The organism is Enterobacter cloacae complex sp. SHL012, assembly GCF_049237505.1.
GTDB lineage: Bacteria > Pseudomonadota > Gammaproteobacteria > Enterobacterales > Enterobacteriaceae > Enterobacter > Enterobacter kobei.
On sequence record NZ_JBMKIZ010000001.1, the window covers coordinates 1,489,644 to 1,505,254 of the forward strand.

Sequence of the window (15,611 nt, forward strand, 5' to 3'; positions counted from 1 at the left end):
TTTACGCCTCTGCGGGGTAATGACCATGCCACTTTACTGAAGAAGTCATTGAAAAAATTGCCATTGCAAAATGTCTGCTTTCAACTGCTGGCAGCGCGAATAATCATGGCTCTCAAGCGCTTGCGCGGTTTCTTCGCGAAGCTTTGCCAGTAACGCTTTTCGCCCGACCGCTTCGCTTCTCCCCTCGATTTTCCCGCGCAGCGCCGGAAGCGACATATCTGTGGCTAACAGCAACCGCGTCAGCGCGGCTACCGAGGTTGAAAACGCCCGGTGCGCAAAAGCAAACCCCGCCAGCTCCAGCCAGTCGTCACTATTAAGGGTAGCTTCCCAGGCATCAGTCACCGGGATCTTTTCGCCATTCCAGGCCGACAGGACGCGCATATCGCGGCATAAACGCCGATGTGCCTGCATACACAGTTGATGCCCGGCTTCGCTCTGCGGCAGCAGCGCCATTGCCGTGTAACACCCGCTGCTGGCTTCCCGATGGCTGCCCATTCGCACCAGCACAAACCCGCACCGCTGCCAGAAACGCCACAGCTCGTCGGTATAACCAAAACTCACGGAGAGATAATCTTCACCGCTGGCGTTCAGGATCAGCCGCTGACCGATGCCTTCCCGCTGACGACGGGGATGAACCGCAATGCGGCTAATCCGTCGGCCTTTCAGCGTCGCCGCAAGAGGCGTTCCGCCGTGCGCCGCCAGCGACTGCGCCACAAGGTTCCCTCGTGGACGACGAGAGCCAGCCCACACCGCCCGGCTGAGTTCGGGGGACAATCCGCCCTCGTCCACCAGCCAGAGCGCGCCCGCAATATCAGCCCCCGCGTCCGCAACCGTAAAGTGCTGGCCGGGGGCGTCCATCATCCGGCGTAAATCGAGCGGTGAGGTCCGGTAGTGGGCAGCACAGAGCAGTTCATAAACGCTTGCCACTCGTGCCGGGTCGCTCTCCCACTCTTGTGGCTCCAGAGACCTTACAGACACCTCACCTTCCGGTTTGTGGTCGATAAGCGCATCGTCAAACAGCAGCGTATTCGCCACGATCCGTTCAAGCGGACATCCGGCCGCCCAGCGAATGGGGGTGGATAAGGTATAACGCTGCAGCCCACTGAACCGGGCGCAGAACTTCAGCAGAAATCCCCTGCCCGTCCCTTCGTAACCCTGAACCGTAGTGGTCAGTAATACGCGGGGAAAGCGTGTCACCAGCTTCTCCAGCAGCGGGCCTGGGATGGCTGCCGCTTCATCGACAATCAGCCAGTCGGCCTGCAGCGTGGAGTCCAGCAGCGCATCGGGTGCCATAAAGTGAAAACGCTCGCCCGCGAAACGCGCGATGACATCTGCTGCGCCTTTCGCCGGGGCCGTCACCACCGCACTCCCCTGGATGCTGCCCAGCAGCATCCCCGCCAGCGCTGACTTTCCGCGTCCGCGAGGTGCCGTCACGGCAGCGATGCCCGCAGGCATGACCAAAAGCGCGTCGAGGATCGCCGCCTGCTCACGCTGCGGCTCACCGCTGGCGGGCTGCCAGACGGGTAAATCTGGCGCAGCGGGAAGCGTCAGGGGATGATGCTGTTGCCAGACGATCGCATCCGTATCGGCGGCAAGCGTCCGGCAAAAATGGTGAACAAAGTGCGGGGTAGCGATCGGCTCTGCGCTGTCACTCCAGCGCACAGAATCGCTGTCTGGCCTGTCGGCCCAGCCAGAGAACGGTGGTACTCGCAGTACGAGGAGGCTCCCGGCGCGCAACGTTCCGCTGAGTGCGGCGAATGCGGAGACGTCAAACCCGGCATGCGCGTCAAACACAGCATGCAGGTATTCGCGTCCCAACAGTCCGCCGATGGCTTTAGACGGGTTTTCATTCAGCCACAGCCAGTCTCCCGGTAAAGCATCACGCAGGGCGGTGGCCTGGCTCAGCGTCCACGGCTCATCGCCCGTGAGCACCACCAGACGGCGGTGCCCGGTTCGCTCAAGCTCGCGTATCAGATGTGCAAACGACACCATCACATGGCTTTGCCGAAGGTATTACACTGGGCAGGATCACCGCTGTCAAAACCGCGTTTAAACCAGCTGTAACGCTGTTGCGACGTACCGTGAGTGAAGCTGTCCGGTACGACACGTCCCTGGCTTTGCTGCTGAAGACGGTCATCGCCGATGGCCTGCGCCGCGTTTAATGCCTCTTCAAGATCGCCGGATTCCAGTACGCCCTGCTGCTGCATGCTGTGCCCCCAGACGCCTGCGAAGCAGTCCGCCTGCAGTTCCATCTTGACGGAAAGACGATTCACTTCAGCCTGAGACGCATTTTGCTGTAGCTGACGCACTTTTGGCTCAATGCCCAGCAGCTTCTGCACATGGTGCCCGACTTCATGCGCGATAACGTAGCCCTGGGCAAAATCACCGTCAGCGCCAAGCTTGCGTTTCATGTCATCGTAAAAAGAGAGATCGATATAGACGGTGCCATCTGCCGGGCAGTAGAACGGCCCCATCACAGATTGACCGGTACCACATCCGGTACGGGTTGCGCCCCGGTACATCACCAGTTTCGGCTGCTGATAGGTGCGCCCCATCTTCTCGAACTGCTGACCCCATGTATCTTCAGTGGTCGCGAGAATAACGGAGGTAAATTTGGCCGCTTCATCTTCGTTCGGGCTGATGGAGCGCGGAGACTGTGGTTGCTGTTGCAGCGGCTGACCGGTCATCAAACCGGTGAGGTCGACCCCGTAATAACCAGCGACCAGCACCACAATCAGCAGGATGATACCGCCCTTGCCGCTGGGTAGCCGAAAGCCGGGTCCCCCCATTGAAGGACCGCCGCCGCCATCACTGCGCCTGTCTTCTACATTGTCACTTTCACGACGCCCTTGCCAGCGCATAACCACCTCGAACTATTCCATTAATAATAGCTATGATCGTAGGCGGTTAACGGCAAGATTACCATAGGAAACAAAGGTAAGACGCCAAAGGATGCAAACATCCTTTGGCAAGTGAGGGAGTTAGTCGAGCTTAACGCCTAAACGGTGAGCAACCGCTTCATAGGCTTCAATCAGGCCACCCAGGCTCTGACGGAAACGGTCTTTGTCCATTTTATCCAGGGTTTCTTTGTCCCACAGGCGGCTACCGTCCGGGGAGAACTCATCACCCAGCACCACTTCGCCTTTGAACAGACCGAACTCCAGCTTGAAGTCGACGAGGATCAGGCCCGCATCGTCAAACAGCTTTTTCAGCACGTCGTTGGCTTTGTAGGTCAGCTCTTTCATGCGCGCCAGGTTCTCTTTATTGACCCAGCCGAAGGTTTCGCAGTAGGAATCATTGACCATCGGATCGTGCATGGCATCGTTTTTCAGGAACAGGTCGAACAGCGGTGGATTCAGTTCGATACCTTCTTCAATACCCAGACGCTTCACCAGGGAGCCCGCTGCACGGTTACGAATAACGCACTCAACCGGAACCATATCCAGTTTTTTCACCAGACATTCCGTATCGGACAGCAACGCTTCCATCTGAGTCGGGATACCCGCTTCGGCCAGTTTGGTCATAATGAAGTGGTTGAACTTGTTGTTCACCATGCCTTTACGATCGAACTGCTCAATGCGCGCGCCATCCCCTGCTGACGTATCATTGCGGAACTCGAGCACCAACAGATCCGGGTTTTCCGTGCTGTATACGGTCTTCGCTTTGCCACGATACAACTCAGCTTGCTTCTGCATCTTCATTACTCCTGGTGTGATGATTTGTGTTCAAAACTGGGCATATTATGCCACGCACACGTTTGCGTAGCACGAAAATAAAAAGGGCGGGATTAACCCGCCCTCGTATTTATTTGCTGAATGCTGCCTGGAAGACAGCGACCAGCGCATCGTTCTGCGACTGGGTCAGCGTGTGACCTTTTGGATCGATAAACTGCAGACTACTGCGGTTATCAAGGTCGCCTACCTGAATCTTGTAATCACCGGAGGCAAGCTGAGGATCTTTGGCGCCCAGCTCCAGCCATGCACTGTCGGACAGTGGCTTATAGGTTGCCGTCATGCTACCGGTTGAACGGGTGCTGTCGGTCACTTTCATGCCCACTTTTTCCAGCGTCGCTGGCAGACGCTGCCAGGTCTGGTTAAACGGTGCACGCACCACCAGCATTGGCAGGCCGGTATCGTCCGCACCGCTCTGAACGTCGAAGGTGACGCCGTTACGGCTCTGCGCCGCATTTGCGGCATCAGTCGCAGTCTTATCCAGACCCGCGGCAATCACGTTCAGCATTTCAGTGCTGTAACGCTGCAGGGAGGCGGCATCCGCAACCGGTTTGCCCGCCTGCTCCAGGTTTAACAGCTTAACGTTAACCGCCTGCTGATAACCCTGTGGTTTAACGGAGACTTGATAACGTCCACGGTACTGCTGATCTTCATCCAGGCGGTTCCACTCGATCCAGTCGGTGGTTAAGGTCTGGCTGGCGTCATCGCGTTTATCAATGGTGTAGTTCTTCGCCTGAATAACGCTCACCACCTGTGGCCACAGATTGCTTCCGCGCGCGCTTTCAACCAGCAGAGACGCCGTATCACCGGTGAACTGGGTACGCGCTCCGCTGACCAGCGCCAGAGGCTGAGCGGGTGGACGAATATCAAGCGCTTTACCCACCAGGCCACTGCCATTGGTGACGGGGATATTATAATCGCCGTTCTGAATCGGCAGGATCATACCAGCCGGTGCATGAAGTTCAGCAAGCGGGGTCGCATCCAGATAGGATTCATCACCGCTCACCTGGCGCTTGTAGCGCGAGTCTGAACTACAGGCAGCGAGCAGCATAACAAGCGAAACACTCGCAACCTTCGCCAGGCGCGACTTCTGTACTGAATAAGCCATCAAATCTCCCTAAACTTTACAGCAAACCGGCATGCTTCAGCGCTGCCCTGACGATGTCGCGACCGTGGTCGGTAATCGGTGTCATTGGCAAACGCAGCGTATCGGATGCTACAAGTCCCAACTCCTTACACGCCCATTTCACGGGGATCGGATTGGGTTCGACAAATAATTTATTGTGCAGCGGCATCAGGCGCTGGTTAATGACGCGTGCCTCATCAAAGTGACCGGCTGCGGCCAGTTTGCACATTTCAGCCATATCGCGCGCCGCAACGTTTGACGTTACGGAGATCACGCCATGACCACCGAGCTGCATAAAGTCCAGCGCGGTCGCATCATCACCACTCAACAGGATAAAGTCGTCTGAAACCAGCTCTTTGATCTGATGAACGCGGCTTAAGTTCCCTGTCGCCTCTTTAATACCGATAATATTTTTTACTTCCGAGAGACGACCAACGGTTTCCGGCAGCATATCGCAGCCAGTACGGGACGGCACATTATACAGAATTTGTGGCAAGTCAGTATGTTCAGCGATGGCTTTGAAGTGCTGGAACAAACCTTCCTGGGTAGGACGGTTGTAATAAGGGGTCACCGTCAGACAGCCTACGATGCCGCTGTCATTAAAACGTTTGGTCAGGCTGATCGCTTCTGCGGTTGCATTAGCGCCTGTCCCCGCGATGACCGGAATACGTCCGTCAGCCAGCTCCAGGGTCAGCATAACCACATCGCCATGCTCTTCGTGGCTCAGCGTTGCAGATTCACCGGTAGTCCCTACCGAAACGATCGCCGAGGTTCCATTGGCGACATGGTAATCAATCAGCTTCTTCATGCTAGACCGGCAGACGTTACCTTTTTCATCCATCGGTGTTACAAGCGCGACAATACTTCCCGTGAACATGAGCCATCCTCTGTGCGAACAAGAGCCTCAATGGTACGTTTGGAACTGTAATAAAAGCAAGCGACCTGAGGCCCTCAGGCGGTTGTATGCATGTTTTTTTTATGCTTTCCTTAGGAAGACTTAACCATGCAAAGGAAGAACAGGTTTGACAACCTCATCACAACATTACCTGGTTATCACTGCGCTGGGTGCCGACAGGCCGGGTATCGTGAACACCATCACCCGTCACGTGAGCAGCTGCGGCTGTAATATCGAAGACAGCCGTCTGGCAATGCTCGGCGAAGAGTTCACGTTTATCATGCTGCTGTCCGGAACATGGAATGCCATTACCCTTATTGAATCCACCCTGCCGCTGAAAGGCGCGGAGCTGGATTTGCTGATCGTGATGAAACGCACTACCGCGCGCCCGCGCCCGGCCATGCCCGCTACCGTCTGGGTGCAGGTTGAAGTCACTGATTCCCCGCATCTGATCGAGCGTTTTACCGCGCTGTTCGACAGCCATCAGATGAACATTGCCGAGCTCGTTTCCCGCACGCAACCGGGCGACGAGAGCACCGTTCCCACGCTCTTTATTCAAATCACTGCACACAGCCCTGCCTCACAGGATGCGTCAAATATCGAGCAAGCGTTCAAAGCCCTCTGTACAGAATTAAACGCGCAGGGCAGTATAAGCGTCGTCAATTATTCGCAGCACGAACAGGATGGAGTTGAGTAATGAATCCACTGAAAGCCGGTGACATCGCACCGAAATTTAGCTTACCGGATCAAGACGGTGAGCAAGTAAATTTGACCGACTTCCAGGGACAGCGTGTTCTGGTCTATTTCTACCCGAAAGCCATGACCCCCGGCTGCACCGTACAGGCCTGCGGCTTACGCGATAACATGGACGACTTGAAAAAAGTCGGTGTGGAAGTGCTGGGTATCAGCACCGATAAACCAGAAAAGCTGTCACGATTTGCGGAAAAAGAGCTGCTGAACTTTACGCTCCTTTCCGACGAAGACCACCAGGTTTGCGAGCAGTTTGGCGTCTGGGGTGAGAAAACGTTTATGGGGAAAACCTATGACGGCATTCACCGCATCAGCTTCCTGATTGACGCTGACGGTAAAGTTGAACATGTGTTTGACGACTTCAAAACCAGTAATCACCACGACGTGGTGTTGAACTGGCTGAAAGCAAACGCCTGATACTTTTGTGCCGGGTGGCGCTGCGCTTACCCGGCCTACATTTCGTGTGTAGGTCGGGTAAGGCGAAGCCGCCACCCGACAAAATCTACTTCTCTTCCACCGCCGGTACATCCGGCCATGCGTGCACCACCGCTTTAATCAGCGTGGCCAGCGGAATCGCAAAGAACACGCCCCAGAACCCCCACAGCCCGCCGAAAATCACCACGGATAAGATAATCACCAGCGGATGCAGGTTTACCGCTTCGGAGAACAGCACCGGTACCAGCAGGTTCCCGTCCAGCCCCTGAATAATCAGGTACACCGCGAAGCAGCTCCAGAACTCCGTCCCCAGACCAAACTGGAACAGCGCGACGCCCACCACCGGAATGGTGACCACAAACGCGCCGATGTACGGAATCAGGACCGAGAATCCCACCAGCACGGCCAGCAGCAGCGAGTAGTTGAGGCCGAAGATCACGAAACCAATCCAGGTTGCTACCCCCACCACCATCATCTCCAGCACCTTGCCGCGAATGTAGTTAGTGATCTGCTGGTTCATCTCTTCCCAGACCTGCCCCGCCAGCCCGCGGTTGCGCGGCAAAATACGCCGCACGGCGTTAAGCATCTGGTCTTTATCTTTGACCAGGAAGAAAACCATCAGCGGCACGAGCACGAGGTAAACGGCCAGAGTGAGCAGCCCCACCAGTGAGGCCAGCGAATATTTCACCACCGAGTCGCCCATCGTCATGATGCGGGCACGCATGTTTTCCGCCATCGCGTCGATGATACCGGCGTCCATCAACGCGGGATAACGGCGCGGCAGGGTGGCGGCGAAATCAGAGAGCTTATTCAACATGCCGGGCATATCGCGGATCAGATAGATCCCCTGCTGCCAGGCCACGGGCATCACCACGAAGGCCATCAACAGCAAAATGCCGACAAACAGCACCAGGACGATGCTCGCCGCCCAGCGACGAGAACAACCGATATGTTCCAGGCGCGCCGTTGGCCACTCCAGCAGATACGCCAGCACAATCGCCACCAGCAGAGGCGCGAGAAGGCCGCTGAAGAAGAACAGAATACCGAATCCGGCAACCAGAATAACCAACAAAGCAATGGCTTCCGGGTCACTGAACCGACGCCGGTACCACTGCATTAACATTTCGAGCATACAACCCTTCCCTGAATCGAATGGCGGGAGTGAGACGGTGAATTGTATCTAACTGTCACAAAAAAGACTTTCGCTTTTTGTATCCCTGTCACAATCCGCAAAAGCCTGATGAATGGGATTTTCTTCATGCTGTAACACAGCTACACTCGCAGGGCAGCAGAGATGAACGATATGGCGGTTCATCGGTCAAATTAGCACATCCAACATACAGGACAGTGGTTATGTTCAGGCAGTTGAGAAAAACACTGGTTGCAACACTGATTGCCGCAGTGACGGTCGGTCAGGTGTTGCCCGCTTTCGCTGACTCGTCCGACTCATTGCCGGACATGGGCACCACAGCAGGAAGCACGCTCTCTATCGGGCAAGAGATGCAAATGGGCGATTACTATGTTCGCCAACTGCGCGGCAGCGCCCCGCTGATTAACGATCCTTTGCTGGTACAGTATATTAACGGGCTGGGGATGCGTCTGGTGGCGCACGCCGACTCGGTCAAAACGCCCTTCCATTTCTATTTAATCAATAACGACGAAATTAACGCCTTCGCCTTCTTTGGCGGGAACGTGGTGCTGCATTCGGCGTTATTTCGCTACTCTGACAACGAAAGCCAGCTGGCTTCGGTGATGGCGCACGAAATTTCACACGTCACCCAGCGCCACCTGGCGCGTGCAATGGAAGACCAGAAGCGCAATGCCCCGCTCACCTGGGTGGGCGCGCTGGGTTCTATTCTGCTCGCAATGGCCAGCCCACAGGCGGGGATGGCGGCACTGACCGGTACGCTGGCCGGAACGCGTCAGGGGATGATCAGCTTCACCCAGCAAAACGAACAGGAAGCGGACCGTATCGGCATTCAGGTTTTACAGCGTTCGGGCTTTGACCCGCAGGCCATGCCGAGCTTCCTGGAAAAACTGCTCGATCAGGCACGTTACTCTTCCCGTCCCCCGGAAATTTTACTCACCCACCCGTTACCGGAAAGCCGTTTGTCGGATGCACGTAACCGTGCCAACCAGATGCGCCCGGTCGTCGTGCAGTCGTCTCAGGACTTCTACATGGCGAAAGTGCGAACGCTCGGCATGTACAACTCCGGGCGTAACCAGCTTACCAGCGATCTGCTGGACACCCTTGCGAAAGGCAACGTGCGTGAAAAAAACGCCGCGCAGTATGGCCAGGCATTACAGGCGATGGAAGCCAGCAAATACGACGACGCGCGTAAAGCGCTGCAGCCCCTGCTGGCCGCAGATCCGAATAACCCATGGTATCTCGATCTCTCGACGGATATCGATCTGGGGCAGAAGAAAACCACCGATGCGATTAACCGCCTGAAAGGGGCGAAAGACATACGCACCAACCCGGTGCTACAGCTTAACCTTGCTAACGCTTACCTACAGGGCGGTCAGCCAGCGGAGGCTGTGACCATCCTGAACCGCTATACCTTTAACAATAAAGATGACCAGAACGGCTGGGAATTGCTCGCCCAGGCCCAGGGGCAATTGGGTAACCGCGATCAGGAGCTGGCCGCGCGTGCTGAAGGCCTGGCACTGGCGGGTCGCCTCGATCAGGCGATTTCCTTGTTGAGCAGTGCCAGCTCGCAGGTCAAACTCGGCAGCCTGCAACAGGCCCGCTACGACGCGCGTATCGACCAGCTGCGTAGTCTGCAACAACGCTTTAAGCCGTACGAGAAGATGTAATCAAGGAGAAATCATGACAGACGCGGTAAAAATTTATCATAACCCTCGCTGCTCCAAGAGCCGCGACACGCTCAGCCTGCTGAAGTCTAACGGTATCGACCCTGACGTGGTGTTGTATCTCGACACACCGCCGGACGCGCAGACGCTTCGTCAGCTGCTGCACATGCTGGGAATGGGCAGCGCGCGCGAACTGATGCGCCAGAAAGAGGATCTGTATAAGTCACTGAATCTGGACGACACTTACCTCAGCGAAGACCAGCTGATTCAGGCGATGGTTGACAATCCAAAGCTGATTGAGCGACCGATTGTGGTGGCAAACGGTAAAGCACGCATCGGCCGTCCGCCGGAAGATGTCCTCGAGATCCTCTAGTCCTTACGCCGCAGCGCTTCCAGAAACGCCTGCGGCGTACTTTCTCCCAGTTTTTTCTGCGTTTTACCCCGGTTATAAAACTCGCATAGCGTGATAACGACCTCTCCAGCCGGTTCATCATTCACTCGCGGAATAATATCCCGGAGCGGTAGCGCCACCTGCAGCGCATTGTGCTTGTGTGGATGAGCGTTAACAACAACGTCTTGTGCAGGCAGCGTCGGTTCAAAACCGAAAGTCTCAACAGATTGTATATCAGCGGGGCAGGCCTCCAGCAGCGCGCGCGTCCAGGTAGTGAGCAACTGCGGTGAAAGACCCGCATAGAGCCGGGCATAACACCAGCCGCTCACCGGTTCGCGCGCCCAGAGCAGGTGTTGTTCCCCCCCATCATCCATATGCAGCGACAAAGGCTGATGATACAGCAGCAGCGTATGCGGCCTGATGCCAGCTTTCAGCGCCTTTTTTCCCTGCAACGAAACCCCTTTTTGTTTCGCGGGTGCCGGTTTGAGATAGCGACTCAGCGTTGCCCGTGAGACGGGGATGCCCAGGATGTCGTTAACTATCTGCAGCAATTCATCTAATGGCGCACCTGATATGTCGCGCAGAGCATTAACCAGTGCAACCTGCTCTTGTCTCAGCGCTTTGTGTATCACTTTTGGCGTAGTGTGGTTATCCGAAACCCGATCGCGGTTGCGCCAGCGCCTGACGGTGGTGACCGAGATCCCCAACTCAACGGCCAGTTCCCTGTCGCTTTTATCAGACTGCTGAAGGTAGCGGCGGATGCGCGGCGTGGTGGTGGCATTGGCGTGCAGTTTGATTTCCATTCCAATCCTCCTGAAACCAATCTTATGAGATTTATATTATACAAGCGATTGCTTTGTGACCGATTTCACCTTTCGCTCACCGCGCTTCACTGATAATCCACAGACATAACATAAACAACACCCCTCAATCTTGTACGGAGTTCACAATGAACAATGTTCTGGGATTTCTTGAAGCAAAACTGATGCCGCTGGCGGCGAAAACGGCCCAGCAGCGCCATCTCGGGGCCATTCGTGGTGCCTACGTTTCATTCATGCCATTTATCATCGTCGGCTCCATTCTGCTCGTCATCTCGTCGTTCCCGAATCAAACCTATCAGCAGTTTATGTCTCAGGCCTTTGGTGAGAGCTGGAGCGCGATTATCGAAATTCCGTTCAATGCGGTCTTCTCCACCATGTCGCTGTTTATCAGCTTCCTGGTCGCCTTCCGCCTGGCCGAACACTATGGCGAGGACCGTATCTCCTGCGGCATCCTGGCATTGGTCGCATTTTTAATCCTGACGCCGTTTATCAAAGTGGCGGAAAACGGCGGCATTACCGTCATACCGGTAGAGTGGATTGGCAGCAAGGGGCTGTTTGTGGCGATGATCGGTTCGCTGCTGTGGACGGAACTGTTCTGCTGGCTGAAGCGCAAAAATCTGGTCATTAAAATGCCGGACGGCGTGCCGCCTGCGGTGCAGGAGTCCTTCGCAGCGCTGATCCCGGCCCTGCTGGTCATGATACTGGTGCTGGGTATCCGCATCATCTTCGAAAATACCCACTACAACACCATCCATCAGTTCATTTACGAGGTGGTCGCCACGCCGGTACGCCACTACGGCACCTCTTACTTTGGCGCGCTGATGACCGTATTCAGCATCACTATTCTGTGGTCAGTGGGGATTAACTCCGGCTCGATGATCAACGGCATCATTCGTCCGCTGTGGATGGAAAACCAGACCGATAACATCGCCGCCATTCAGGCGGGCACGACGCCGCCGCACATTATTACTGAACAGTTTTTTGACATGATCTGGATGGGGGGGGCGGGCGCCACGCTGTCGCTGGTGATTGCGATGCTGATTTTCGCCCGCAGTAAAAACATGCGCGAAGTGGCGCGCCTCGGCGCGGGGGCGTCGGTGTTTAACATTAACGAGCCGATCCTGTTTGGCCTGCCGGTGATCATGAACCCGATCATGCTTATTCCGTTCAACCTGGTGCCGCTGGTGCTGGTTACCGTGCAGTATGCGGCGATGAAAATTGGCGCGGTCGCCGTCACCACCGGGGTGTTTATCCCCTGGACGCTGCCACCGGTCATCAGCGGTTTTATCGTTACCGGGCACCTGAGCGGCAGCGTGATGCAGCTTATCAACCTGCTGATTGGCGCCATGTTGTACCTGCCTTTCATGCGTATCGTGGACAAACAGTACCGTGCTGCGGAGCTGAGCACGGTCACGCAAACTGACACCACCCTTGCAAAACAGGAGTAAAGCATGTGGGGAATTATCGCAACCTGGCGAATGGCGCTTGAAGGCGTAACGGAATCTGCATCTGCCCTGGCGGCGGGAAAACCGGTCTCAGCAGCGGTGGTGGATGCCGTCGCTGCCGTGGAAGACTTCCCGCTGTATAAATCCGTCGGCTATGGCGGGCTGCCTACCGAAAACGGCGAAGTCGAGCTGGATGCGGCGTACATGGACGGCGACACGCTGGCGTTCGGTGCCGTAGGAAATCTGGTGGATGTCGCCAATCCGGTGCGCGTGGCGCACGCGCTGAGCCGCCAGCGCTACAACAGCCTGCTGGTCGGCCAGGGCGCACGTGAATGGGCACTGAGCCAGGGCTTTGCCGACAAAACCATGCTCACGGAGCGCGCCATGCAGCACTACCGCAAGCGCTGCCGCGAGACGCTGGATAAAGGCTTAAGCCCGTACGACGGACACGATACCGTCGGCATTATCGGTCTTGATAAGCAGGGTTCCATGAGCGTCGCCACCTCCACCAGCGGCCTGTTTATGAAAAAACGCGGCCGCATTGGGGATTCCCCCATTATCGGCTCCGGCTTTTACTGCGACAGCGAAACCGGTGCCGCTACCGCCACGGGCGTCGGTGAAGATCTGATGAAAGGCTGCACCAGCTACGAAATCGTTCGCCGGATGGCGCAAGGTATGTCGCCGCAGCAGGCCGCAGATTCAGTGGTGTTCGAGCTGGAAGATAGGCTGATGTCGCGCTTCGGTCGCGCGGGCGATCTTTCCGTGGTGTGCATGAATAACAAGGGCGAGTTCGGCGCCGCGACGAATATCAAAACCTTTTCGTTTGTGGTGGCGACGGCTCGACAGCCTCTCACCGTTTATCGCACAGAGCGTCTGCGGGAAAAAACGCATTATCACGCGGTAGACGATGAATGGATGCAGGCCTATGCCACGCGGATCCGCGCCCCGATTGAGGAGTCATGATGATTACATATCAACTCATTACCGCACTTTCCGACGCAAAGCCGCAAAGCCATTTCATCGCCCGCACCGCCTGTGCGCATTTGCCGCAAAATGCGCTTATCGCGGAAATGCGCGAGTCCAGCGGCATCGCTGACGCCCGCTTTGGCTGCGCCCCTTTTGCCCGGATCACGCTGCTCCCGGATGCGCTCTGGCACGATAGCCTGACAGAAGGATTGCTCACGGCGCTGCGCCCGCTGCTGGCCTCACCCGTGAGTCCCGATGTGATGCTGGATGTGACAAATATCGACGACGTCGTGCTGGCGCAAGTGCTGCGTTTTCTCTTTAATCAGGCGCACCGGCTAAGCGATTTGCAGCTAAAGAAAACCGACGATGACGTCCGTATTGCGCATATCACCGCCCTCTGCCTGCCGGAACAACAGGCGAAGCTGGAGGGTGTTTTCCGCCAGCAGCAGGCTATCGCGCACGGCATGGTCGCGGCACGACGTCTGGCGGATATCCCCTCTGACCGGTGTACGCCGCAGTTTGTGGTAGAAGAGGCACTAAAGCTCTGCGCCCTCTTCCCCGCCCTGCGCTGCGAAGTGCTCAACGAAAAAGAGATTGTTGAGCACGGCCTGGGTCTACTGCACGCCGTCGGCAAAGGAGCCACCTGCCCGCCACGTCTGCTGGCGATGCATTATGATGGCACTCACGACGGCCCGGTGCGCTGCTATGTGGGAAAAGGCATCACCTTTGATACCGGCGGTCTGTGGCTAAAAGAAGGTGCGGGCATGTACACCATGAAATATGACATGTGCGGGGCGGCTAACGTGCTGGGGCTGATGCTCACCGTGGCAGAGCTGGGATTACCCGTACGCATAATGGGCGTGCTGGCACTGGCAGAAAATGCCATCGGCCCCAATGCCATGCAGCCCGGCACGGTGGCAACAGCCTGCAACGGCACCACGGTTGAAATCAACAATACCGATGCTGAAGGTCGACTGGTGCTGGCAGATGCCATCGCCTGGGCCAGCCAGCGGCATCCGCAGGCGCGCTATATTATTGATATGGCGACCTTAACCGGTGCAGTCGTGAAGGCGCTGGGGTATGAGCTAAGCGGGCTAATGACGCAGGATGAACCGCTGCGCAGTGCGCTGACGCAGGCAGGGAAACAGAGTGGCGACGAAGTGTGGTCCCTGCCGCTGGATGCGCGGTTGAAAAAGCAGACCGACAGCGCCATCGCCGATCTGTGCAACACGCCAACCAACAATGCGGCGATAAGCGCCTCGGCGGCGTGGTTGCTGCATCACTTCTGCCCGCCAACCATTCCGTGGGCGCATCTGGATATCAGCGGCACGGCGCTGTGGCGTGAAGGTGGACGGAGCGTGGCATCAGGACGGCCGATTCCGCTTCTGGTTGAACACCTGATGGGGGATCTTTAGCCGGGTGGCGGCTGCGCCTTACCCGGACTACAAAGAGCACCTGTAGGCCCGGTAAGCGTAGCGCCACCGGGCGAAAACACTCAAAGCTTAAGGATATCTTTCACAAACGGAATGGTCAGCTTGCGCTGGGCGGTAATGGAAGCGCGGTCGAGCTGATCGAGCGTATCGAACAGGGTGCGCATTTCCCTGTCCAGGCGCTTGAGCAGGAAACGGCCCACGTCTTCCGGCAGCTCAAAGCCACGCTGCTTTGCGCGCAGCTGTAATGCCTGAAGCTTATCTTCATCCGACAGCGGCTGGAGCTTGTAGATTTGCCCCCAGTCCAGACGTGACGCCAGATCCGGCAACCCAAGATTGAGCTGGCGCGGTGGACGATCGCCGGTGATCAGCAGTCGGGTTTTGCCCGACTCCAGAATGCGGTTATAGAGGTTAAAGATCGCCATTTCCCACGGCTCATCCCCCGCCACGCATTCGATATTATCGATGCAGACCAGGGAGAGATGTTCCATTCCCTCCAGCACGTCAGGCACGAACCAGGTACGTTTATCCAGCGGCACATAGCCTACCGCATCACCGCGCGCCGAAAGCTCCGCGCAGGCGGCATGCAACAGGTGGCTGCGCCCCGCGCCTTCGCGTGACCAGATATAGATGTATCCGCTGTGCTCCTGGCGCAGCACGTTTTGCAGTGCAGCCAGTAAAGAGGGGTTATCACCCGGCCAGAAACTCGCAAAAGTTTCATCGTCAGGGAGATAGAGTGGCAGAGAGAGCTGTGCCGGTCCGTTCAGAAGTACCTCAACCAGATCTTACGTAAAATCGGAACGGAGT

Annotated in this window: 15 protein-coding genes; 7 read left to right on the forward strand and 8 right to left on the reverse strand. The window is 56.7% G+C overall.

What is annotated here, in order from left to right:
- Window positions 1-45 precede the first annotated feature (45 nt).
- The 5 genes from ACOTY9_RS07025 to dapA form a co-directional block, all read right to left on the reverse strand.
- The gene (locus ACOTY9_RS07025) at window positions 46-1,992 is read right to left on the reverse strand and encodes a tRNA(Met) cytidine acetyltransferase TmcA (protein WP_348565729.1); all 1,947 of its coding nucleotides are present in this window, start codon (window positions 1,990-1,992) and stop codon (window positions 46-48) included.
- On the reverse strand, window positions 1,992-2,861 hold the full coding sequence (locus tag ACOTY9_RS07030) for a neutral zinc metallopeptidase (protein WP_014884764.1): 870 nt from the start codon (window positions 2,859-2,861) through the stop codon (window positions 1,992-1,994). Before ACOTY9_RS07030 ends, ACOTY9_RS07025 begins: the two co-directional genes overlap by 1 nt.
- Before the next feature lie 120 nt (window positions 2,862-2,981).
- The gene (gene purC / locus ACOTY9_RS07035; protein WP_008501631.1) at window positions 2,982-3,695 is read right to left on the reverse strand and encodes a phosphoribosylaminoimidazolesuccinocarboxamide synthase; all 714 of its coding nucleotides are present in this window, start codon (window positions 3,693-3,695) and stop codon (window positions 2,982-2,984) included.
- 109 nt (window positions 3,696-3,804) lie between these two features.
- Complete coding sequence (gene bamC, locus ACOTY9_RS07040) at window positions 3,805-4,839, reverse strand: outer membrane protein assembly factor BamC (protein WP_014884765.1); 1,035 nt, start codon at window positions 4,837-4,839, stop codon at window positions 3,805-3,807.
- Between the two features lie 16 nt (window positions 4,840-4,855).
- Window positions 4,856-5,734 (reverse strand): 4-hydroxy-tetrahydrodipicolinate synthase, encoded by an 879-nt coding sequence (dapA, locus tag ACOTY9_RS07045; protein ID WP_014884766.1) that lies wholly within the window; start codon window positions 5,732-5,734, stop codon window positions 4,856-4,858.
- A gap of 145 nt (window positions 5,735-5,879) precedes the next feature.
- Here dapA and ACOTY9_RS07050 point away from each other — a divergent pair, with 145 nt between their 5' ends.
- Together ACOTY9_RS07050 and bcp are read left to right on the forward strand one after the other, a co-directional pair.
- Window positions 5,880-6,449: a glycine cleavage system transcriptional repressor gene (locus tag ACOTY9_RS07050; RefSeq protein WP_014884767.1), complete on the forward strand. Its 570-nt coding sequence runs from the start codon at window positions 5,880-5,882 to the stop codon at window positions 6,447-6,449.
- Complete coding sequence (gene bcp, locus ACOTY9_RS07055) at window positions 6,449-6,919, forward strand: thioredoxin-dependent thiol peroxidase (RefSeq protein WP_014884768.1); 471 nt, start codon at window positions 6,449-6,451, stop codon at window positions 6,917-6,919. The genes ACOTY9_RS07050 and bcp overlap by 1 nt, the downstream gene beginning before the upstream one ends.
- Before the next feature lie 85 nt (window positions 6,920-7,004).
- Here the strand turns inward: bcp and ACOTY9_RS07060 are convergent, their stop codons facing one another.
- The gene (locus tag ACOTY9_RS07060) at window positions 7,005-8,069 is read right to left on the reverse strand and encodes an AI-2E family transporter (protein ID WP_014884769.1); all 1,065 of its coding nucleotides are present in this window, start codon (window positions 8,067-8,069) and stop codon (window positions 7,005-7,007) included.
- A gap of 221 nt (window positions 8,070-8,290) precedes the next feature.
- Here ACOTY9_RS07060 and bepA point away from each other — a divergent pair, with 221 nt between their 5' ends.
- Window positions 8,291-9,754 (forward strand): beta-barrel assembly-enhancing protease, encoded by a 1,464-nt coding sequence (gene bepA, locus ACOTY9_RS07065; RefSeq protein ID WP_014884770.1) that lies wholly within the window; start codon window positions 8,291-8,293, stop codon window positions 9,752-9,754.
- Window positions 9,755-9,767: 13 nt separating this feature from the next.
- Window positions 9,768-10,124, forward strand: coding sequence for an arsenate reductase (glutaredoxin) (gene arsC / locus ACOTY9_RS07070; protein WP_023331051.1), 357 nt, complete (start codon window positions 9,768-9,770; stop codon window positions 10,122-10,124).
- Here the strand turns inward: arsC and ACOTY9_RS07075 are convergent.
- Window positions 10,121-10,945: an XRE family transcriptional regulator gene (locus ACOTY9_RS07075; protein WP_348565351.1), complete on the reverse strand. Its 825-nt coding sequence runs from the start codon at window positions 10,943-10,945 to the stop codon at window positions 10,121-10,123. The two genes, arsC and ACOTY9_RS07075, sit on opposite strands and share 4 nt — an antisense overlap.
- A 146-nt stretch (window positions 10,946-11,091) precedes the next feature.
- Here ACOTY9_RS07075 and celB point away from each other — a divergent pair, with 146 nt between their 5' ends.
- The 3 genes from celB to ACOTY9_RS07090 are packed head-to-tail and all read left to right on the forward strand — an operon-like array spanning window position 11,092 to window position 14,789.
- A complete protein-coding gene (gene celB / locus ACOTY9_RS07080) occupies window positions 11,092-12,411 on the forward strand; it encodes a PTS cellobiose transporter subunit IIC (RefSeq protein ID WP_023337590.1) in 1,320 nt (439 codons plus the stop codon).
- Window positions 12,412-12,414: 3 nt separating this feature from the next.
- Window positions 12,415-13,371 (forward strand): N(4)-(beta-N-acetylglucosaminyl)-L-asparaginase, encoded by a 957-nt coding sequence (locus tag ACOTY9_RS07085; protein ID WP_348565350.1) that lies wholly within the window; start codon window positions 12,415-12,417, stop codon window positions 13,369-13,371.
- Window positions 13,371-14,789 (forward strand): leucyl aminopeptidase family protein, encoded by a 1,419-nt coding sequence (locus ACOTY9_RS07090; protein ID WP_348565728.1) that lies wholly within the window; start codon window positions 13,371-13,373, stop codon window positions 14,787-14,789. The genes ACOTY9_RS07085 and ACOTY9_RS07090 overlap by 1 nt, the downstream gene beginning before the upstream one ends.
- Window positions 14,790-14,869: 80 nt before the next feature.
- Here ACOTY9_RS07090 and ACOTY9_RS07095 read toward each other — a convergent pair whose 3' ends face one another.
- Window positions 14,870-15,571 (reverse strand): DnaA inactivator Hda, encoded by a 702-nt coding sequence (locus ACOTY9_RS07095; protein ID WP_213014348.1) that lies wholly within the window; start codon window positions 15,569-15,571, stop codon window positions 14,870-14,872.
- Window positions 15,572-15,611: the final 40 nt, after the last annotated feature.